Origin of the sequence: Methylobacterium sp. WL9 (assembly GCF_008040035.1) — a bacterium.
GTDB lineage: Bacteria > Pseudomonadota > Alphaproteobacteria > Rhizobiales > Beijerinckiaceae > Methylobacterium > Methylobacterium thuringiense.
On sequence record NZ_VRVE01000007.1, the window covers coordinates 43371 to 63962 of the forward strand.

The 20592-nt window shown below is 65.9% G+C and carries 26 protein-coding genes; 8 read left to right on the forward strand and 18 right to left on the reverse strand.

Annotated features, from left to right (window positions below):
- Positions 1-120: 120 nt before the first annotated feature.
- The 7 genes from FV217_RS04675 to FV217_RS22695 all read left to right on the forward strand — a co-directional run bounded on the left by FV217_RS04675 (position 121) and on the right by FV217_RS22695 (position 4973).
- On the forward strand, positions 121-315 hold the full coding sequence (locus tag FV217_RS04675) for a MucR family transcriptional regulator (protein ID WP_238231574.1): 195 nt from the start codon (positions 121-123) through the stop codon (positions 313-315).
- Between the two features lie 691 nt (positions 316-1006).
- Positions 1007-1336: a hypothetical protein gene (locus tag FV217_RS04680; protein ID WP_147814781.1), complete on the forward strand. Its 330-nt coding sequence runs from the start codon at positions 1007-1009 to the stop codon at positions 1334-1336.
- Positions 1333-2031, forward strand: coding sequence for a hypothetical protein (locus tag FV217_RS04685; protein WP_147814783.1), 699 nt, complete (start codon positions 1333-1335; stop codon positions 2029-2031). The genes FV217_RS04680 and FV217_RS04685 overlap by 4 nt, the downstream gene beginning before the upstream one ends.
- A 236-nt stretch (positions 2032-2267) precedes the next feature.
- The gene (locus FV217_RS04690; RefSeq protein ID WP_147814785.1) at positions 2268-2465 is read left to right on the forward strand and encodes a hypothetical protein; all 198 of its coding nucleotides are present in this window, start codon (positions 2268-2270) and stop codon (positions 2463-2465) included.
- Positions 2466-2797: 332 nt separating this feature from the next.
- Entirely contained in the window at positions 2798-4195 is a 1398-nt protein-coding gene (locus FV217_RS04695; RefSeq protein ID WP_187272428.1) for a hypothetical protein, read from the forward strand.
- Positions 4196-4426: 231 nt separating this feature from the next.
- Entirely contained in the window at positions 4427-4666 is a 240-nt protein-coding gene (locus FV217_RS04700) for a hypothetical protein (RefSeq protein WP_147814789.1), read from the forward strand.
- Positions 4667-4799: 133 nt separating this feature from the next.
- Positions 4800-4973, forward strand: a complete 174-nt coding sequence (locus tag FV217_RS22695; protein WP_187272429.1) for a hypothetical protein — start codon at positions 4800-4802, stop codon at positions 4971-4973.
- An 11-nt stretch (positions 4974-4984) separates the two neighbouring features.
- Here FV217_RS22695 and FV217_RS04705 read toward each other — a convergent pair whose 3' ends face one another.
- From FV217_RS04705 to FV217_RS04765, 15 genes are all read right to left on the reverse strand, one after another.
- Positions 4985-5365 (reverse strand): hypothetical protein, encoded by a 381-nt coding sequence (locus FV217_RS04705; protein ID WP_147814791.1) that lies wholly within the window; start codon positions 5363-5365, stop codon positions 4985-4987.
- A 107-nt stretch (positions 5366-5472) separates the two neighbouring features.
- Positions 5473-6210 carry a hypothetical protein gene (locus FV217_RS04710; protein ID WP_147814793.1) on the reverse strand — a complete coding sequence of 246 codons (738 nt, stop codon included), beginning with the start codon at positions 6208-6210 and terminating at the stop codon, positions 5473-5475.
- A gap of 36 nt (positions 6211-6246) precedes the next feature.
- Positions 6247-6420: a hypothetical protein gene (locus FV217_RS22700; protein WP_187272430.1), complete on the reverse strand. Its 174-nt coding sequence runs from the start codon at positions 6418-6420 to the stop codon at positions 6247-6249.
- A 297-nt stretch (positions 6421-6717) separates the two neighbouring features.
- Positions 6718-7173: a hypothetical protein gene (locus tag FV217_RS04715; protein WP_147814795.1), complete on the reverse strand. Its 456-nt coding sequence runs from the start codon at positions 7171-7173 to the stop codon at positions 6718-6720.
- Positions 7170-7640 (reverse strand): hypothetical protein, encoded by a 471-nt coding sequence (locus FV217_RS04720; protein ID WP_147814797.1) that lies wholly within the window; start codon positions 7638-7640, stop codon positions 7170-7172. Before FV217_RS04720 ends, FV217_RS04715 begins: the two co-directional genes overlap by 4 nt.
- A gap of 10 nt (positions 7641-7650) precedes the next feature.
- A complete protein-coding gene (locus tag FV217_RS22705; protein ID WP_187272431.1) occupies positions 7651-7824 on the reverse strand; it encodes a hypothetical protein in 174 nt (57 codons plus the stop codon).
- A gap of 31 nt (positions 7825-7855) precedes the next feature.
- Positions 7856-8182, reverse strand: a complete 327-nt coding sequence (locus FV217_RS04725; RefSeq protein WP_147814799.1) for a hypothetical protein — start codon at positions 8180-8182, stop codon at positions 7856-7858.
- Between the two features lie 15 nt (positions 8183-8197).
- Positions 8198-8671: a hypothetical protein gene (locus tag FV217_RS04730; protein WP_147814801.1), complete on the reverse strand. Its 474-nt coding sequence runs from the start codon at positions 8669-8671 to the stop codon at positions 8198-8200.
- Between the two features lie 215 nt (positions 8672-8886).
- Positions 8887-9585 carry a TIGR02594 family protein gene (locus FV217_RS04735; protein WP_147814803.1) on the reverse strand — a complete coding sequence of 233 codons (699 nt, stop codon included), beginning with the start codon at positions 9583-9585 and terminating at the stop codon, positions 8887-8889.
- Between the two features lie 139 nt (positions 9586-9724).
- Entirely contained in the window at positions 9725-10027 is a 303-nt protein-coding gene (locus FV217_RS04740) for a hypothetical protein (RefSeq protein WP_147814805.1), read from the reverse strand.
- A gap of 9 nt (positions 10028-10036) precedes the next feature.
- Positions 10037-10432 carry a hypothetical protein gene (locus FV217_RS04745; protein ID WP_147814807.1) on the reverse strand — a complete coding sequence of 132 codons (396 nt, stop codon included), beginning with the start codon at positions 10430-10432 and terminating at the stop codon, positions 10037-10039.
- 74 nt (positions 10433-10506) lie between these two features.
- Positions 10507-12147, reverse strand: coding sequence for a hypothetical protein (locus tag FV217_RS04750; protein ID WP_147814809.1), 1641 nt, complete (start codon positions 12145-12147; stop codon positions 10507-10509).
- Between the two features lie 76 nt (positions 12148-12223).
- Positions 12224-17227, reverse strand: coding sequence for a host specificity factor TipJ family phage tail protein (locus tag FV217_RS04755; RefSeq protein WP_147814811.1), 5004 nt, complete (start codon positions 17225-17227; stop codon positions 12224-12226).
- 16 nt (positions 17228-17243) lie between these two features.
- Positions 17244-17456 carry a hypothetical protein gene (locus tag FV217_RS04760; protein ID WP_147814813.1) on the reverse strand — a complete coding sequence of 71 codons (213 nt, stop codon included), beginning with the start codon at positions 17454-17456 and terminating at the stop codon, positions 17244-17246.
- A gap of 19 nt (positions 17457-17475) precedes the next feature.
- A complete protein-coding gene (locus FV217_RS04765; RefSeq protein ID WP_147814815.1) occupies positions 17476-17904 on the reverse strand; it encodes a glycoside hydrolase in 429 nt (142 codons plus the stop codon).
- A 154-nt stretch (positions 17905-18058) separates the two neighbouring features.
- Between FV217_RS04765 and FV217_RS04770 the strand changes: the two genes are divergently transcribed.
- Positions 18059-19009 (forward strand): hypothetical protein, encoded by a 951-nt coding sequence (locus FV217_RS04770; protein ID WP_147814817.1) that lies wholly within the window; start codon positions 18059-18061, stop codon positions 19007-19009.
- A gap of 6 nt (positions 19010-19015) precedes the next feature.
- Here the strand turns inward: FV217_RS04770 and FV217_RS04775 are convergent, their stop codons facing one another.
- The 3 genes from FV217_RS04775 to FV217_RS04780 are packed head-to-tail and all read right to left on the reverse strand — an operon-like array spanning position 19016 to position 20589.
- On the reverse strand, positions 19016-19519 hold the full coding sequence (locus tag FV217_RS04775) for a DUF1833 family protein (protein WP_147814819.1): 504 nt from the start codon (positions 19517-19519) through the stop codon (positions 19016-19018).
- 4 nt (positions 19520-19523) lie between these two features.
- Entirely contained in the window at positions 19524-19697 is a 174-nt protein-coding gene (locus FV217_RS22710) for a hypothetical protein (protein WP_187272432.1), read from the reverse strand.
- Positions 19690-20589 carry a hypothetical protein gene (locus tag FV217_RS04780; protein ID WP_147814821.1) on the reverse strand — a complete coding sequence of 300 codons (900 nt, stop codon included), beginning with the start codon at positions 20587-20589 and terminating at the stop codon, positions 19690-19692. The genes FV217_RS22710 and FV217_RS04780 overlap by 8 nt, the downstream gene beginning before the upstream one ends.
- Positions 20590-20592 lie beyond the last annotated feature (3 nt).

The following is a 20592-nucleotide window of genomic DNA, read 5'->3' on the forward strand; positions in this document are numbered from 1 at the left end:
GCACGTGGATGGCACTTATACTGCTACACTCGAAATGGTCCATTTATCAAATGACATCGGTGCTGCTTTCGTTTCGAAAATTCGCTCTCGGCGTCGGAACTGGCTGGGCTGCTCATCAACGTGCATGCTGCCGTCGACAGGCTGGCGAAAGGCGAAGCAGCACTGCCGGCCGAGGCCGAGGTCGATAAGCCAACCCCCGCTCAGGTGCGCAAATCGATCACGCCGGATGCGCTGGTCTCTTTTGTTGATGGTAAGTCGCACAAGACGCTGAAGCGCCACCTTGGAAAGCATGGTTGGGCGGTTCGCGAAGGGTAGGTGGTGGGCCCGGCAGATCTGTAATATCGCAAGTGAAACAGACACTTGCATCATAGGTGCGGGAGAACTGCACCCTCTGAGCCGTAAAGGCTATTTTCGGCGGCTCCCGCACCGGCTCGACGCCCCCGCAGCCTCGCAGGAGGCGCGGTGATGCCACGCTCTGCCACTCTTGAGTTTGTCTCCGACGAGGCGGCTGAGCGCCTCGCTCGCATCCTGGGGCCGGCAAGCGGGCACGCCCTGGCGCTTGCTCAATGCCGGTTTCGTCGCTCGCTCGGCGAGGACGTGCACCTCTGGCGCATGGGCCGGTCGATCCTCGTTGGCCCTGATCCGGCTTCCCCCTCCCCCACCGACACCCGCGATGCGCAGCGAGAGCAGAGGGAGGTGAACCGATGAGCACCGATCACATGGCGCGCCCTGCCGGGCCAGGCTCTTGTCCTTCGGATCAAACCCCTTCGGGTTTCGACCACAAGGGCTTCGATTTTTCGCGCATCCCCGCGGGATGGAAGCTCGTTCCGATTGTCCCGACGACCGCAATGCGGGCAGCGCTCGCTAGGGCTTGCACGCTTGGGTGGGATATCGGCGACCACTGCTGGGAAAGGGCTCTGGCGGCCTCACCGTCACCGCCTGCGTCAGCGCCCCAAGCCCCATCCCCCGTATCCGTAGAGACGCAGACCGAAGGGGGGCGGACGTGATGAGCGTATCGTTCGATTTTGCCGAGGACGCGACGAAGCTGAAGTGGCGATACGAAGAGCGTCGCGATGGCGAGATAGCCCGCTTTGAGGTCTGCGGCCTTCATGCCTACGCTCGTGATTGCGATGGCGACTTCACGTTTTGGCTGATCCGCAAGGGCAAGCAGGGCGCGGTCCTGGCCGAAGGCGAGACACGCGACTTCTTCCCGGCCCTCCGCGAAGCTGAAGCTGCTCTGCGCCGGATCGTGTCGGCGAGGATTGCCGAGATGCGCGACACCCCTCCCCGACCCAACAGCGACGGGGTCGAGGATACGGAAGGAGCGGGGCGATGACGACGAACCGCTCATCCGAAGAATTGGCGATGCGCGATGCGATCGACGCCTGGGGCCGGACCCGCTGGCCTGATGCCCGCGTGGTCCACGAACTCGTCACCGGGGCGTGCCGGATCGACATGGCTTTCGTCTCACCGGACCATCTCGTCGGAGTCGAGATCAAATCAAGCCGCGACACCCTGGATCGGCTGAAGGCGCAGGAAGAAGCGTTCACGGCCTGCATCCCCGAGCTGTGGATCGCCCTCGCCCCGAAATGGCAGGGCGAGTCTAACGAAGCCGGACACCACACCGGCGTCGTGATCGTGGCCGACGGCCGGGTCGATCACACCATCCGGTTCAGGGCCGGCTCCGGTCACGACTATGCCTTTGAGCGGAAGCCTGACTTGAACAGGGCGCTGACCGTGCCGATGCTCGACCTGCTCTGGCGGAACGAGCTTCACGCCATCGCGGCGCGCGCCGGGGCCTGGAAGCCGAAGGGCACACCGGCTCGGCCGGTGCTGATCGGCGCCATCGCGCGCGCCCTGACCGGAGACCAGATCGTCGCCGAGGTCTGCCGTGAGCTTCGGGCCAGGGATGCGTTCTGGCGGTCCGATCCGCCGATCGTTCTGCCCGGCTACACCGCGGCCGACATGCCAGGCCGGCTCGATCTGTACCAGAAGCCGACGCAGCGCGCCGCGGGAGCCCTGCTGTTGTGACCCCTCACCCCGAAGCCGCGGCCACGGCGATGACGGAGGATAGATAGCATGCCCTGGATTCATCACCCTGCCACGCAGGACGGCCCCGTAAGCCTGTGGCGCTGGCTCAAGTATCACGTCGGCAATCGCTTGTGGCTCATCGGAATGCGGCTTGAGGACGAAGCGCTACACCCGGATCACGACGATGATCGACCATTCTAAGATGCTGCGCGCGGCTGTAGAGCGGGGAGCGAGACGTGAAGGCTGAGACGAGCGAGCCGATCACCTGGGCGCAGCGCGTCGCCAACCTTCGCAAGGCTCTCGGTCGCCGACCGACGCTCGACGAGCTTATGCTACTCGTCCCGATGCACGACATGACGCCGGAGGAACGCCGGGAGCAGGCCGAAAGCTGGGCGCGGGGCATGCGCCCGACCGGCGCTCCGCGGTTCGATTAGCGTTGGGGCATGTCGCACAGGAGCGGCCGATTATGATCCGTGTTATTAATCGTCGCTTTGTTTTAGTTTTCGGCTGTATCAAGCTCGATCGAGATCGATAAAAATCCGCCATCGGATCTTATGAGCAAAATAATATGATATTCCTACACTCAAGTTTCAGAACATCGAGTACTTATATCTGGTCTCGATTTCGAAGAGCACAGAACTGCGTTGCTTATTGCGAGATCTTTCATGAAATCCTCGCATCGATTTCTCAGCAAAATATCGGCTCGTTAAGACCGGGCACCTGGGATTCCAAGCATCCGCCGGGTGCGCCCTATTTTCTGGAGTACTTGCCGCTCATTCAGGAGCAGGGCGGCGTCGCCGACTTCGATGCGTCGCTGAGCTACGAGCGATTTGTACCGGCCTCCGGTCCAAGTGGACCGGTCTCGGAGGTGGAAGCGACGTATGTGCGGACGCTCGTCGTCCACGCCGAGCAGCGTGGCCGAATCCCCGTTCTGACGGAAACCCGCTCATTGGGCCGGGTCGCCGGTCTCAAGGCGGCCGCGCCGGGCCTTCACGCGGTGCTCTATCGCAACCTCTTCCGGCAATGGTGCTCCTATTCGGAGCAGGCGACCTGCGGGAATCCCTTCTTTCTGAACACGCTGACGATGAGCGCTGATCTCAGTCGGCACGATCCGGTGATCAGTGATCTGCTTAAGATGTTTCCCGTCGAAAGCTCATCGGCCACCGACGTGAACACCTTCTATCTGTTCGTTTTTCTGCACATCCACCTCTACGCGAATGCGAGCGCGGCGGCCGATCTCGTGATCGACGTCGATCGCTTGTCCGGCGACTCGTCGTATCGTGAGGAGATCGAGGCGACATTCCGCGCGCAGGATATCCGTGTCGATTTCTCGGATGCCCGTCCGTCGACGGCCTATTCGCTGGTGACCTTCCCCTGCCGACGCGACATGATCGAGCAAATCCAGATCATCGGCGACGCCATCATCGGGAAGGTGCCGTCCGAGCATGGCCGGGCATTCGCGACAAAAGTCGTTGCCGAACTCATCGACGAGCACGAGCGCCACGAATTCTACAGCAGGCGTCTGCGCTCGGTTCTGATATCCACCCGGCTCGACAGGGACGGGGCGGTCGCCGCCGCCGAGGACCTACGACGGCAGGCCGCAGACCTGCAGCGCGAACGCGACCGCTGCGGAAGCGAGCGGGACGCGGCCATCGCGGCCGCCGAGGACGACCGCCGGCAGATCGCCGAGCTTCAGGGCGAGCACGAACGTTTCGCACACGAGAGGGACTCGGCCGTCGCAGAGGCGCATCGGGCAACGGAGACATTGCGGACCGAGCGCGATCGGCTCGCGAGCACCAAGGACGAGGCCCTCCGCGCTGCCGAGGACATCCGCCGCGAGGCCGCTGCGCTTCGAAGCGAGCGCGATGCGGCCATCCGGGACCGCGCGGCGCGCGAGGATGAGCATCGCCGGCTGAGCCGGGATCTCGCCGCGCTGGCGGCACTCCGCGATCGGCTGACCGGCGAGCGGGACGCGGCGCGCGCGGCGCACGAGGAGGTGGAACGCGAGCGGCAGCTCGTCGCGAGCCGATACGATGCCCTCCTCCATTGGAGCGTCGCTTTCCACGATTCGACGGCCGCATCGGCGAGCTGGCGGCTCACGCGGCTTCTTCGGTTGGTCGGGCTCGGCAGACCGAAGCGGCCGCCGAAACCGGATTTCCTATGACGGCGGGAGCACCGGCTGTGGGTCCGCAGCCCTCGCCGTGTCCCCCTCGAGGTCCGCGCGACATGGCTCACGCCGGAAGCACTGGCGCGGATCAAACACGAGACGGACCGGGAGCAGCAAGCGGCCCAGGCCGATGCCGAATTTGGCTGCGGTCGGGCTGATAGCCATCTGGGAGCACGGGGTCGAAGGGCCGGCGCTGGCGGAGATCCGAGTGAAGGACGCCGGCGTAGAGTGAAACAGACCCCGGACCTCTCAAGCCGCCAGATCGCAGCCATCCGAGCCTGTGGCGCGCATCCGGGCGGCCTTCGGATCAGCGCCTATCCGAAGACCATGCCGGGCCTCATAGCTGTCGGCCTCGTCGAGCAGAGTCCGAAGGTCAATCCAGCCGAGCGGCGCCAGATGGGCTGGTTCCTGACGCCGGCAGGGAAAGAACGGTTGCGGCTGGTCGGGACGGGAGAGCCGGGGGCCTGAGGCTGGCGAGCCTGCGTGGGGAACCGCCCTGTGAACTTTGGGGATAGCGGGCACAACGCCGGATTGCGACTTTTCTCGTGAACCCGAACGTCACGCCGGAGCCGTTCTGTTCCTCGACGTGCGGAGGCCGGCGATGTTCAAGTTCAGAGAGACGACGCCGGGCGAGTGGCGGTGGTCATTCGTGTTTCGCGATCAAACGCTCGCGCACGGCGAAGGCTTCCCGAGCGAGGGCAAGGCGAAGGCTGCCGCCATGGTGTTCGCGCGGGACGTCGGCGTGGCCCTGCAGAAGATGCCGGTCAGGGGCTAGGCGAGCCGCCCTCAGGCCGCAGCCTTGCGCTTGGCAGCGAACTCCCAGATCGGCATCCCGCGCGGCATGCCCGGCGTGTCGCGGTAGCCGGCGGTACGCGTGAAGGCGATCCGGGTGGCCGAAATCGACGCCGCCTTGTCCCCGCTGACCATCAGGACGCCGCACCAATCGACGCGCAACGTGCCGTTCTCGAGATGCACTCCGAACAACTCCGACGCCGTCCAGCCGAGGCGGTGCGCCTCCGACCCGAACCGGTCGAGGAAGTCGAGGGCGTTGTCGCGCATGGCGCCCCAACGCGCCGGAGACAGGAAGCGGCACGGCGGAACGGACGGGCTGAGCCGCTGGATGGCATCACGCCAGCCGGCGACCTCGGGCGGGAGATCGGTGAGCATGGCGTCGAACTACGACGCGGTCGGTCGATTCGGCTGTAGCCGTCGGGTCACGGGGGCTGAGCGCACGAAAAAGCGGAATTAGGTAGCAAACTCACCCGCGCGTCGCGCTACTCCCGCAGCCGCGTCGCCAACATCGGAAGGCTCGGCCGTCGCCATTCGAACGCATGGTCGTACGGCTGGACGTCGTAGTGAGTGAGCGTAGTTCCACGCTTCTTCCGAAGCAGGCTGCCGATGCTGGCGTCGTGGCGATGTTCGACGAAGCGATCGTCATTCGGCGCGATCGACGGGGAGTCGTCTGAGAAGCGATAGTTGTCCTCGACTGCCACCGCGCACCACTCGCGCATCAGCTCGATGTTGCTGGCCGTCGGGCGGACGATGAAGAACCCGGCTGCGATCTGCGACGTCGCCATCACCACCGGGTTGCTGTCGACGTTGAGGCGGAGCGCCAAGTCGCGCTTGGTCCAAACGTATTCGATATGTGTGTTGTCGAATGAGAGCATGCCGAACGGCGAGGCCCGCGTGATGTCGAGGTACTCCGCCATCCGAGCCCGGCCCTCCGTCTGGATGGTGAACCCGACGTCGGAGTAGACCACGATGTCGTTCGGCCCCGACGCCCGCAGGGCTTCCAAAACGATCAGCGGCTTCCAGATCCAGAAGCCGTAGCCGCGCGGGTTGTCGACCATAAAGTTTTCATGCCGGCACACGAAGTCGGCCGGCAAGGTCGCGGTCTCATGCACCTGGATTTCGTCGTAGAGGTCGATCGCCTCGGCCTCGGCCTGGAACTGCGCCTTTCTGGGTCGGAACACGCCCTCGGCAAAACTGATGAGCTTCACCCTGCCGGCCACTGGCAACTCCCGCACAGATCGATATGCCGACGTGACCTAGTCCTCGCCCTCCGGCAACTCCTCAACCGGCAGATAGCCTTGGCCCGAGAGCCAATCCGCCAGGATGCCGTTCACCGCCGCCGGCACCGATTCCCGCTCCTCTTGCGCCGCTATGAAGCGCTCAAGGGCTGCCAGGTTCTCGGGCGTCAGAAGGTCCCGCCACTCGGGCATTCTCACTCTTTCTGCCTCCAGGCCAGCGCCCGACCGTAACCGTCAATACTCGGGCTACGACCTTACCGATCTCAATCGCCGCTTCCTTGGTTAGGCGCTGGCGAACCGATCGCCTCACTGGATACCCCTTTATTCCGCGAGACCGACCTAGCACAACAAAGCCCGCGCCGGGAGTGACACCGGGCGGGCTCTGAAGCCGGGCGAGCCTGGGGAGGCGTCAGTGCCCGAGCCCGGAGAACCGAGATCGGGCGTATTGGTTTCAATCCCCGCTCTACCCGACAACGCAGGGCTTTCGCATTATCTCGTCGGCGCCTCGATCCGGAATTTCACCACCGTGTCGTCCCGTGTGATCGGCCAGTAGTACCGGTGGACGAAATTGCAGAAGTAGACCGGGTTCGCCCGGTACTGCGCTTCGCCCGGATCGAAGTCGGCGGGGATGTCGACGGCGAACGTCACCACGAAGGTGCCGAGCCCCCGCAGGGGCCGCTCGTAGTCGATGTCGGACAGGATCGCCCGGTGCGTGTGGTCGTCGTAGACGGCGCGATCGACGTGCGCGGCGCAGTCCCGCAGATAGCTGATGCGCTGGCGCAGGATGAGCCGGCCGCCAGGGCGCACCACAGGCGTCAGGACCTCGGTCTGCACCTCGACCGGCAGCTTCCGGTCCGAGATGAAGAACGCCAGCACGAAGGCCGTGGTGACGATCGCCCCGGTGATTACCGCCAGGCAGGCATAGCCGAACAGGCGCAGGGTCATTTGCCACCCCGCACGATCGCGAACAGGTCCATGCCGTTTTTCGTGAGCCCGACGACACCGGCAACGAAGGCCACGGCAGCCCCGCCGACCCACATCAGGACGCGCGCCGCCGTGCGGGACGACGTGATGAATTCCACAGCACCGTCCAGGCTCTTCAGCTCACGGGAGTTCTTCTCTGCGATCCATTCGACCGTCTCGGGGCGCAGGGCGATCAGCACCTCCAGCTTCTTGACGTCTGCCGTGCTGAGCGAGTCGAACCATTCGGCGAGATGCGTCTTGGGCCGAAAGTGCGCTTCTGGCGCCGGGCGGTTTGGTTGGTGGAGCGTATCCGGCACGAAGGGCCCTAGATTGCAGCCATCTTGAGGGTCCGGGAACATGGCCCGCACGACGCGCTTCGGCTGCTCCCGGTACTGCTCCTCGATCCGCAACCACTCCTCGGCCGTGTACCGGCGCTGCTCTTGGGCCATGTCCAACCTGTCATTGCCCCCTCGCGAGGAAAACCAAAGCCGCCACCGTCAGGAGCGTGATCGACCCGAGAACCCGGAACGACACGCGGTCCTCTGGCTCCGTCGCTGCAAAGCCGACGACCATCAGAACCGTGCCGATCCAGGTGAGAACCCAGACGAAGCTGGGGTGACGGATCGCGTCCACGGTCCAGGCCCCGCGGCTATCGCCGGAGCGTTTAGTGGACCCCGGGCAGTCGCTCGGCCGCCGCAGCGGTCGTGACGACGTTCGGAGGCGTCGCGCTGCTGTCGGCGATGCTGGACGGAGCGATGATCGCGCCCTTGCCCTCGAGGAGCTTGCCGGCAGCGCCGATGACGCCCTTGGGACGGTTCAGCCAGAAGCCCCACGCGGCGGCAGCGGCGCCGCCGAGAATGCCGAGGAAAGCCAGCGCTTCCGGGCTGGCCAGGTAGCTCTGCGTCTCGGCGCTGATGAGCCCCCGGCTTGCCAGGAGGCCGGCGACGAAGATCACGACGGCGCGAACGACGAGAAGGATCTGCGGGTTCATGATGCTCTCCATGGTTCAGCGGGTACGGATGCCGTAGACCGGCACGCGGTCGTACGAGCCGATGGCGACGTAGGCGGTGACGAACTCGCCCCGGCGGTTGCCGAGTGCCGAGTAGGCCGGCGCCGTCGCCAGGGCGTTGCAGGCGATCGTCGCCACACCGCGAACGTTCTGGCCGATGTCGCTGTTGGCGGCGCTGGCGAGCTTCGGCGATAGGGCGATGCCGATGTTCAGGATGCCGGACGCTAGAGGGCGAAACCCGCACAGCGCGCTGGCCTGCTTCTGCACGGCGGCGATGGCGTTCGTGACCTTCGACTGAGCCGCTGGCGTGAGGCCGGCGTCGGCGAGCGCCTGGGGCGACACCACGCTCGGCGGCAGCGTGGGCGGGGTCGTTGCGGCGAAGCCCTGAAGGGCCGACACGTCGGACGGGTTGCAGGCCGAGACGGTGAGCGCGCAGGCGAGCGCCAGCGCCGCGAGAAGCGAGCGGATCATGGTGGTGCCTTTCGGTGGAGGGGTGCCGCGGTTCCGCCGGGCTCGGATCGGATCAGCGCCGAACGATCAGGCGCAGGATGACGCGCGCGGCCCACGCCCAAGGCGACGGGTTCGGCGGCTGGAGGATTGCAGGCGGCGCGAGCTGCCGGGGCGGGTCCTGATCGGCGGGCCGCAGCCGGCCGGCGCCCCAGTGGCGAAAAGCGCCCATCGCTGGGCTAGGCCTGCGAGACGTTGGACTTCGCCCCGGCGATCGTCGCCGGCAGCTTCGACCCTGTCGGCAGCGGCACGTCGGCCGGCCAGCGGAACGACGTGAACTCGGACCGCTTGAAGCCGGCCACCGACCAGGCGTCGCCCTGGTTGCCGCCGAGCAGGAAGATCTGATCCTTGTTCGCCCCGACGACCAAGCCGACGTGGCCCTGCCAGGACGAGTTGCCTCGACGCTTGGTCGCGATGGCCCCGAGCGCAGGCTCCTTCAGGCCGACGCCCCAGGCCTCGTAGGAGCGGGCCGCGAGGCTGCCGGAGGGCTTGTGTCCAGATCGGGCGAGCATGGCGCCCACTGCTGCGGCGCACCACGCCGTACTATCGGTTTTGATGCCGGGGAATCCGGCGTCCGCGAAGAGCTTCACGACCCGCGGGTTGTTCGCGGCGCCGGGCCCTTCCTTCACGCCGAGTTCGCCCTCGGCCAGCACCAGCCAGCCCGGCTTCTCGACCTCAACACGACGCTCGGCGACGTCCGCCTTGGCGAGCGCGGCCTGCGTCTTCGGCCCGGCGATGCCGTCGGCAACGAGCCCGGCCGACCTCTGGAACGCGGTCGTCGCCGCGATGGTCTTCGGTCCGGCGTCGCCATCAGCGCCCGAGGAGCCAAGGTCGTAGCCGCGCGCAATCAGAGCGCGCTGGATCTCCGCAACGGTCATGGTCGTCTCCTCGCGATGTCAAAGAGCGCCGCACTTCCGGCGTGAGCGGGAGCGCTCGCCGGGTGCACGGCCGTGGTGGTCTCAACGATGTGTTGGGGGTCGGAAGTCGGTCGCTAGCCTCAGGCCGGCCGGGCCGGCGTCAGTCCGCGACGCGCTCCAGGCTCGTCGTCTGCACCGGGAACTGGATCGTCATGCCCTGAGCGTTCACGCCCAGCAGATAGGTGAGCGGCGAGAACTCGGGATCGCACAACATCACGGTGCCGACGTCGCCGACCATGAACTCGGCCGGGATGCCGGCGCGGCTCGTGATCCGGACGCGGTCGCCGGTCTGGAACGGGGCCGCGGCCTGCCGGCGCTCGAACTCGGCATGGACGTGCTCGGCGATGGCCTCGCGGGTTTCGAGGGTGCGTTCCGTGGTCTTGGTCTCGGTGAGCGTGATCATACGGTCCTCCTACAGTGCCGCGCCGCGGGTCCAGAGATCGTCAAGGGCGGCGGCGTCGTAGCCGAGCAGCGCGCCCAACATCGGGACGAGGGGATGGCTCCGCTCATAGAGCGTGGCGGCCGACAGCATCATCTCCGCGCCGAAACGCTGGCCCTCCGCTTCGGGGATCTCGGTCAGGGCGTCCTTCAGTGTCTGCGGAAGCTCGCCGCGAGCGGCCCAGGCCAGCGCTTCAGCCTTGGTCACGACGTCGTCGAGGGCGAGCACCTGTGCGAATTGGCGATCGGAGATGCTGGCAGGGACGAGGGGGGCCGGCGGCGGCGCCGGCTCGGGCTTCACTCCAGCCGCGATCAGGCCATCGTAGACGGCGCGCATCTCGGCGTCGTCGGGCGGAAGACGGCCTGCCATGGCACCGCCGGCCCATGTCATGGTCCCCTGGGCGCCATCGTCCGTTTGTCGAGTGATGATGATGCTATTCACAATCAATACTCCGAGCGCATGACGGCGGCTAACCCACTTAGCGAGGCCCTGGCACCGCTGTTCGCCGTACTTGTATTTAGAAAAAGATCGCCACCGGTGTTTACATAGAGCGGGTTAGCAAAGCTTGTGGCATTGCGTATGGTAGCGTTCTGGTATTCGTTTAAGGCGTTAGCTCCGTTCTTCAATACAAGCGAAGGAGTAAAGGCCATTGTCGGCGAAGTCTTGACAATGCCGTACCAAAGGGTGGAGTTAATAAATATCCCATCCATCTGTGGGACGGGCTGCTGATACCGAAGATTACGAAATGCTTCGTCGTCGCGGCGCTCAAATGTTGTCGCGATGGCGCCCGGCTCAAACTGTGGCAGAGCAAGTGTGCCGATGCCCCACTCGACCGTGGTATTCGACTCCGAACCAAGCCCGAGAACGGTTAGCGGTCCACTCGCGTAGGAGCCCGTGGCTCCACCCTGGTAGACGCGAGCCTGGGCCGTTCCGATCCAAGACGCCGTATAGGTGCCGCCCTCGACGACATAGAGTGCACCCTCAATCACCTGCAGGAGCGTGCCCGCGGTGATGTTGAACGTCGTGACTCCGTTATTCTTCGAGAACGCGTACGTGCAGCCGCCTGCGCCGGCCTTGAAGCCGTCATGGCCGTAGACGCCGGCCGCGAGCGTCACGGTCCCGGAAACGCCACGCTCGTTGATCGTGAAGCCGCCGTTTCGGATGCGATTGCGGAAGGCCGCGCGCTGGGTCGATATCGGCAGGATCAACGGCGTGCCGTCGGCCCGGTCGTAGGAGTGGACCCGCCAGTTGCCGGCGACGTCCGAGGTCGCGTGCAGGCAGTCGCCCGGCCGCGTGACGATGTTGGCGCCGCCCGGCAGAATGAGCGACGTCGCGTTGTGGGTGAGGACGTTTCCGCCGTCGACGAACCGCACCAGGCGTTCGAGGTGCTTGCCGGGCCCGAACGACGTGATGGCGGCACTGCCCGTGACGGCCACTTTCGCCATCGGCGCAGAGGACAGGTCAAGGAGCGCCGCCGATACCATCGGGATCGAAGCCTTGCGAACATCGACACCGCCCGTGGCCAGGTCGACCAGAACGGCGTCGATTGGCGTGGTGCCGTCAGGCAAGGCGCGCAGGCTCGCGGCCTCTGTCGAAACCTGAGAACCGCCGGTCGGCGTGTAGCTCAGCGTCCGCTGCTCGAGGCGCCCCCAGGACCGACCGCCGATCGATAGGGCGAGATACGAGACGTTGGTGGCGAGCTTCTTATCGAGGGCTACGATTCGGTCGCCGCCATAGACGTTCGTGTTCGGCGACGTGAGGCTGCGAAGCGCATTCAGCACCTCGTAGGCGGCATCGACCTTCAAGACTTCGCCAGCGCCGTTGTAGCTGCCGGTGTCGATCAGGAAGGCGGCATTCGTGAAGGCGGCATCCACGGGACCGACGAGAGTCAGCGTGCCGCCGGTCGAGCCGACGTTCGGCGCGACGCTGGCGATGATCAGCCCGTCGCCCTTCTTGCGATCCCGCGCACCGAGATGCAGCAGCATGCTCGGCTGGACCCCGGCCAGATCCATGCCGGCGATCGTGACGGCAGAGGTATTCTGCGCGACCGTCGCCGTGGCGTTCGGGGAGGAGAGTAGGGACATGGAGAGGCGTCCTCAGGAGCGAGGGGGCGACGGGTGCGAGGTTCGTAGGGAGGCGGCGGTCGCGGGCTGCGGCGGGTCAGCGCTTCGTGGTCTGCAGCTTGATCTGCGCCACATTGATTCTGCCGGTACTGCCGGGGCCAGCTTCGAATTTGTAGAGAATTGCGATGCGGCGGTTCTGGTTGGCCGCCGTCATCTCGAAGTAGGCCGGGCTACTTACGACCGGTCCCTGCGTGTTTGTAACGTTCGGAACAAATCCGCCGCCGGCCTGCCCCGAAACCGTGGCGAATGTCGTAAGCGGAACACCATCAATACCAACGGCGAACGAGATCGTTGCCGAAAACGTTGTGCTGTTGCTTCCGACAGCTTGAACGAAGCCCTGTACTGTGGCTGAGAAAATCGATGACCAGAGATCATCTGCCGTAAAGGACACTCCGGTGCCGGGCACCTCGCGCCACGAGCCACTGGATCCGCCGGCATCTATGTTCTGCACGAGGGGCGCGAAGCGATCGGACACTGCGCCTGGCAGGATGACCGACTGCGTCACCCGTAGGCTCGGCACCGTCAGCGTCTGGCCGTCGAACTGGAACGGGTAGGTAATGCCGCCATTGGCGGTGAGCGCGAAGAAGTTCGCGTCGATCACGAACCGCGACGTGCCGTTCGGCATCAGGTCGAGGTACCAGCCGGCGTTGCGTTGCTGGCCGAAACTCTCCGTCGAGGCGACCGCGGCGATGCGGACGCTGACGCCGGACGGAGCCGAGACCGTGTTCATGCCGAAGCGACCGAAGGCGGTGCCGGCATTCGAGCGTGAGACGAGGTCGAAGTTGACGTTGGCGAGGGTTTGGTTCGTCGATGCCAGGGCCTGCGACACGGTCGAGACGCCGGCATTGGCGTTCTCGGCCCGGGCGCTGATCAGGTCCGAACGAGACGCGAGCGCTTGGTCCGCCGTGACGTAGGCGTAGGCGATCTGCGCGATGGTTGCCTCGGAGACCGAAGCGCGCCCTTCCAGCGAGAAGGCGCGATCTGCCAAGCCTGTGAGGCTGGCCGAGACGCCCTGGAACGTCGATGCATTGGCAGCGCGGTCGCTCGCCTGCGACTGCGTCAGCGACGTGACGGCGGCCTCGGCCGCGCTGGTACGGCCTTCCAGCGTACCGAACCGCGCGGTTACGCCCGAAAACTGACTCGCGGCAGAGGATTGGTTCGTCGCAACCGTCTGCCCGAGCGAGGTCAGGCCCGCCTCGGCGGTTCCGATCCGCGACAAGACCCCGCTGAGGTTTGACGTCGTCGCGCTGTCGGCCGCCGCGCGAACCTGGATCTCCTGGACCAGGGAGGCCGTGACCTCGGCGAACTGTGCATTGTAGATGGTGGTCGCCTGGACCAAGGCGTAATTCGTATCCGCCACCGCGCGAGTGACCGTCTCGAACTGCGCCGAGGCCTCGCCCCTGAGCACCAGCAGGCGGGTCGAGACTTCGGCGACCGAGCGGCCGGTCTCGTCGATGTTGGCCGAGATGCTGCTCTCGGCCCGGGCGAAGTTCTGCTGCAGGCCGCCGATCTGTTCGCCCAACAGGCCCATCAGCCCGTCGAGCGTCTTCGGAAGCAGCGCCTGGTCGAGTTGCGTGGAGCCGATCGCCTGAACCGACTGCGCGATGACACCGAGCGCGGCATCGAGCGACTGGCGCACTTGTGTAAGCTGGATGCCCTGCGCGTCGACGGTGACTCTCTCGGCCTTGGTAACGATCGTGGCGGCCTGCGCATCGAGGCGCTGTTCCGCGGAGGATAACCGCGCAGAGGCGGCGTCGAACTGCGCCGAGGTCGCGAGGCTCGCGATCGTGCCCTGCAGCGCGTTGAGCGTCACCGTGACGGTCGAGATCTGCGTGATGAGGCCCTGGAGATCGCCGGCCTGAACCGAGCCGTACAGCTCGATCTGCTTCGACAGCGCATCGACCGTGACCGACAGGTTCGTGACCTGCGTCCCGACTTCGGTCTGAAGCGCCTCGATCGCGTAGAACCGGGCACGGCCTTCGCCGGGGATGATCTCGAGACCTGCCGTCGTCAGAGCGCCTTGCAGCTCGGCGAGCGCGGTGGCGTTGCGATCCGCCGAGGTGAGCAGCAGGCCGAGATCGCCGCGCAGGTCCCCGATGATGGTGTCGACGTAGCCCTGCCGGATGGCGGGGTCGAGCGCGAGAGCCCGGCGCAGGTCGTCCAAGCGGGCGGTGGCCGTGGCGAGGGCGTTCTGCGCCTCCTGCTCTGCGGCCTCGGCCTGCTGCTGCAGGGCTTCGAAGCGGTCGCGAACCGTCGTGGCGAGATCTTCGTAGGCGATCGGCTGCAGGATCGCGTTCACGGTCGCGGCGGGTAGCCCAACCGACGCGTAGGCGTAGACGCCCGGAAGCCCTGACGGCCCGAAGGCGCGGGCACGCAGGACCAGGGTGATCGGGTCGACCGGGTTCAAGTCGATCGAGCCCGTGAGGCCGGCGTCGGTGCGCGTGTCGAAGCGGTTGCCCGTGTCGTAGGACAACCCGACCTCGAACGAGCGAGCGCCGCGGCCCGGCCGGATCGTGTAGTCGAGCCGGAATCCGGCGGCGACCGGCACGGCCACGGCCGTGAGCGACAGGATGGCCGGGCTCTCCGGCTCGATGACGCCGGCATAGCCAGACGGTGGATTGCCAACCGCCGCGCCGATCGCCGCCCAAACGCGGGGGTCGTCGATCAGCGCCTCGACCTGCGCCCGGCTGACCCCATCCGGCTTCACGGACTGGATCAGGTAATTCTCTTTCAGGTCGACGAGCGCGCCGACGAGCACCGTGGTCATGTCGCGCCGGCCGTCGGAGAGGACGGCGGAGAGCGCGCGCCCCGTGGCGCTTTCGACCTGCTGCCGGGACGATGTGGAGAGCGTGATCTCGCGCGGGCTCGCACCCTGGCCGGCAATGGCGAGCGGTCCCCATTCCCTCCCGTCCCGGTCGCGCAGCGAGATCGCATCGGTGCCAGTCACCGGCACGTCGGCATCGAGCACCAGGGTGTCGCCGCGGTTATCGACGACGTTGGCCTTCTTGCGGACGTCGATGAACCACGGATCGACCGAGATGGAATCGCCGCGCTTGTAGATCCGGCCTTCCATCTCGACGCCGAAGGGCGTGGCCTGCCGACGGTAGGCGCCAGAGGCGGCCCGCCAGCGGGTCAAGTGCGTCGCGTGCGCGAAGCTCTTCACGCCGGTCCAGCGCTGGCGTGTCGGGGTCAGCGAGGCCGCGCCGTAGATCGCCGTCGACTGGTTGGGATTGCGGTAGTCGCCGTCCTGGTCGAACTCGCCGATGACGTGGCCGGCCCCGGACTCTGTGTCGAGATCGAAGGTGATCTGCGAGGAGCCCTTCAGCATCTGCCCGCGCGTGATCATGTGCCGGCGGACGGATTTCGGCTCGTCGCGCACCAGCGACCAGAACCGGCCGAGATGGACCGGCTCGGCCCGCATCGGCAGCAGCGCAGTCGCCGCCGCCTCGTAGACCGAGACCGGTCCGCGGATCGAGGCATCGAAGGTGTCGAATTCACTGAGCGCGCCCGCGTAGTAGAGCGCCGTGCCGAGGTCGAGCTGATCGTCCGAGATCGCCCCGCCGTAGTCGGCGTTGCGCATCACGTCGAGGTAGGCCCAGACCGCTTTCGAGGTCTCCTGCTCGACCCAGGCCGATCCGGTCCAGACCGGGATGATCGCGCCGGCATCGATCTCGATCTCGCCGAAGGCGGCAGCCTGATTGCCCTTGGTCGCGTAGATCCGCAGGGCCATCTCGGTGACGCCCGGCCGAACCGCGACGTCGCCGACCCAGCCCGACGCCGCGTCCCACTGCACGGCATCGATGTTGACCGCCGTGCCCTCGACGCCCTGGTTGCCGGTCGTGTCGGGTCTGCGGTTGCGGCCGCGCACGGCGTAGCGCCCGGGCGGCACGTCCTTGAACTTGGTGTAGCGCAGCGGATGCGTCGAGAAGCGGGTGCCCTCGGTGTCGTTCGAGGCATCGTAGGCCGGCGCCCAGGCTCCCGTGATCGCGCCACTCTCGTCGATCGGGGCATACTCGAACAGCACCGACCAGAAGCCCGGCAGGTTAGAGATTTGGGCCCCGGACTTCTTCGTGGCCGACGACGAGATCCCGCCAGGGAACTGGAAATCGATCTGGATGCGCGTGATGAGCGCGCCGCGCTGGTTGATCAGGAACGGCCCAGCCAGGGCGGGATTGTCGGCCGGCCGGGGCAGCGTTCCTCCGACACCCGAGGCGGCGACGACGTTGCTCGGCACCAGCGTCGAGGCGGTGCCGTAGATGAACTCGATCCGGTTCCGGCTGTCGTCGAAGGGCGCGACGAAGCCCGACCCCTCCTGCCACATCACCTGCTTCCCGGCGCGCACCTTGTAGGGGTGGTACTTGCCGACCCCCAGCGTGTGCCGCTTCAGCAGGATCTGGTCGTCGCCGTCGTACTGGCTGAAATCCGGCTGCGAGAGGTCCGGCTTCATCCACGTGCGGCCGTAGCCTCGAGGAATCCGGTCGCCGGGCTTCGGCAGGTTGCCGCCGCCGGCCACGCCGTAGATCTGCGTCGTGTCGGTCGCCTGCTTGTTCGCCTTGGACTTTGAGGCCAGCGAGAGCAGCGCCGTGCCGCCGATGACGAGCCCGGCCTGCAGCAGGAAGGGCGCAACGCTTCCGAAGATCAGCGACGGCAGCAACGCGGCCGCGAGCGGCCCGGCGAAGGCGACGAGTGCGAGCCCGGCGATTCCGGCCGCGATGGACAGCGCCGACTTGCCGCCGCCGCCGCGCGAGCCCGAGGATCCGCCGAGCCCGCCGCGTGGCAGGTAGACCACCACCACCACGGCATCGGCCGGCAGGTAGCGCCGAGGCCACGGCTTCACCTTGCCGGCCTTGTCGCGGCCGCGCGTGACCCACGCCTCGTCGATCGGCTGCAACGGGTCACGCGCCCGCTGGACGGCGATCATGTGCGGACGCGAGCGATCGACGTGCCGACCGATCACCTGCGACAGGCGACGGCGGCTCGGATCGAGCGTGCGCGGGGGGGCGAGCGATTTGCCCGCCGCGTTGAGCGTCAGAAGGTGCATGGCCGAAGCCGCGCGCCTACAGGCTCGCGCAGATGCGGCGGGTCACGATGCCCGCGAGCGCGATTACGATCACCACGAAAGCCAACCCGACGAGGCCGCTGGAGAGACCCGCAGCGAAGTTGTGCGCGTGCGGGCAATTGGCGTGGTCGCACGCCGGCACTGAAGCGGCCGCGAAGACCTGAGAGGCAGAGCAGGCGAGCGCCAGCGCCGCGAGAGTCGCGTGTTTCATGTCGTTTTCCTTTTGAGGTTCAGGCCGGGACGTAAAATTCTGTCCGCCAGTTGCGGAGGTTCAGGCTCGCGGGATCGTCGAAGGTGACCCCGGCATCCTCGTCGGCATGCAGGACGCCGCCGCCATCGAGATCGAGGTACACCCCGGCATGGATCGCGCGGGCGTGGCTGCCTGGTCGGTGCATCAGGACAATCGCGCCATGGGCCGGAGCTGGCGTCTGTCGCCAGCGCTTGCGCTCGGGGTGGGCGTGGAAGGCCTTCACGAGTTCGCGGGCGTTCAGGCGGTCGGAGATCAGGACGGGCGGGAGGTTGCGGTCGAGCAGGTCGCGCTGGAACAGACGGACCCACTCCCAGCAATGCTTCTCGACGGTGTTGGGCTGGCCCTGGAGCGCCGAAACGTAGGCGGCGGGGCAGACCGCCTTAGGTTGCAAACATTCGATATGTTGCACGCGCGCACTCGACTCCTGGTTAGTTGGCCGGCTTATGGGCCTGACCAAGTAGGGGGCGGACGTGGTCAATAAGTCTTTGGTGTTTGGGCTAGGGATCGCATTGAGCGTCTCGGCGCCCGTATCTGTTCAAGCCTCCAGTAGGTCACCTGCCGAAATGGAAGCGCTGATTGAGGCGCTACAAGCCAGGGTGGCCGCACTTGAAGGTCAGTCGAAGCCTGCTCGACCCGCCCGTTCGCCTGTGGCAGGACCCGCTAGACAGGCAAAATTTATTGCAGAAGCACCGATCCGGCCTAGCGCATCGCAATCTTATGCTTCGTCCGCCGCCTCGCCCTTCGATGGTCCATACGCCGCAGTGTTTGGAAGTCGATCGTTCGCGCTCGAAAGCAAGTCGAAATTCATCAATTATGACCCGTTCTTTGCGGCAACAACGGATCCAATTTTTCTGACGTCGAGCAACGTTGGCGGAGCTGTCGGTTATAATCGCACATTTGACAACGTTTTGATCGGCGTCGAAGCCCGCATGAAAGGAAGCTTCGGGCAAACAACTCAGACTGCGACCAATCAATTTTACAATTTTCCGGTATCATTACCTTTTCTCATTACTTGCTGCGGCGGAGTTCCGCCGGCGTCATATCCAGATTTCAATCTTAGTTCTGTAACATCAACTCGCAGCATTACCTCACGATTGTATGGCGGCGATCTAGCTTTTCGTGCGGGTTTTGTTTGGGATAATTGGTTGTTGTATGGCCGCTTTGGCGTAGGTGCCGATTCCATCCAAACAACGAGGATTACAGACAATACCGGCACCGTTGTGTGTTCGAACCCAATCCTGGAAACAGGCCCTGCTGCGTTTGGATCGCCGGGGAATCAAGCAACTTCTGTCGTTGGGTGCGGCGCCCGAACCGCCGGGCAAGTCACGTCCAAAACAATCAACAAACTTGCACCTTACGCCACGATTGGCACTGGGATTGAGTATAGCTTTGGCGCGTACTTTGTTAGAGCGGAAGGCAATATTGCAGTAACATACATACCCAGCACGGCGTTTTCCTTCCGGTCAACCCAACTGACGCCGGAGGTTCTGACAGCGGTCGGCTATCGCTTTTGACAGCTGTCACGAATTCCACAGCCCCGGATAGGCCTCGATGTCGTAGGTCCGCCGCGGGAAGGCCTGGGTGGCGATCTCCTTGAAGGTGAGCTCGCCTTCAGCCGAGGCCGCCGACAGGCTGACCCGCTTCAATTCCAGCCCCTCGATCCGGTCGACAGGCGCGGAAAAGTCACTCCCGAGATAGGCCCGGTACGTCACTTTGATCGCGCCCGAGCCGACGGCCTGCTTCAGCACCGGGAACAGCTTGTAGGACACGCCATCGATCTTGAGCCGGGCCGACGTCGGACCGCTGTCCTCAAATCCTGGCGGCGTCGCTTCGAACGCGCAGGCGATGGCGGGGACGACGGCTCCGGTCTCCAGCGTGATGGGCTGATCCTCCTCGACCCCCGCCATGAAGAACAGCGGCTTGTCGAAGGCCGGGGTGTCCAGCGTGATGACGTGGTGCACGGGCTGATCGACCGGCGCGGAGGCATAGGCCTCGTCGCGGGCTTGTTCGGCGGCTGTCGGCACGCGCTCACCAGTCGAGGACGTTGAGGGTGAAGGTCGCGACCATGTGCGTGATCCCGTAGGGTTTCACCCTCCAGATCCCGCCCTCGAGATAGACCGTCTTCATTGGCCACGGGTCGGGTGCGTAGGGTCGGCCGACCGGCATCGCGAAGCGGGCCGTCCCCTTCGCGAGGTCATTCACGACGAAGGCGTCGGCGATGTCGCATTCCGCGAACGAGAGCCGCAGCTGATAGGCGAGCTGCGTCCAAGTCGCTGTCGACGTGCGCCGTAGCCGGACCGGGCCGTCCTCGGGCTCGGTGACGATTGCCGGCGCATAGCGCTGCTGCATGTCGTAGGGCGTCCGAAGAGGCCGGTACGGCAGCGATGAGGGCCATGTTAAGAGGGCCAACGGTTAGCCCGTATCCGGTCAGGACGCTCTCGCCGCGGCCGATTTGGGCCATGGCGAGGCGGACGGAGTCGCGCGGGATGATGACCGGCGCGATGTCCGCGATGGCGCCAGCAAGGTTCGAGGTGCGCGAGACGAGGCGATGACCGTCGGTGGCGGTCGCAATGGCGACGCCGTCCTTCACCTCGAGGCAGACGCCGTTAAGGTAGTAGCGGGTCTCCTCCGTCGACATGGCGTCGGACGCGCCACCGATCAGGTAGGCGAACACGCCGTCGGGAAACGTGATCGACCAGAGCTTGTTGTCGGCAGCGAGCCGCGGAAAGTCCGCCGATGGCAGCGAGCCATACGTCGCCTCGGTGGCGTCGGCCGCCAGGGTCACGACGCCGTCGGCGTCACCCGTGAGCACGACCCGATCGCTGGGCAGCGCACGCAGCAGGTCGCGAAACCGATGCGCTGGCAGGCAGGCCGCGCCCTCTCCTGTCGCTTCGATCTCGACCCGCATCTCGGCATCAAGATTGGTGCCGGTCACCGCCAGCGTGCCGAAGCCCATGGCGAGCTCGACGAAGGACAGGATCGGGATGGTATTGCGGCGCTCGACGGCCGTGCCGGCGCGAGAGACGGCGCGCAGGAGGTCCGCGCGCGACGCCTCGACACGGAAAGGGGCGGCCTCGTTCTTCTTCGTGGACATGGC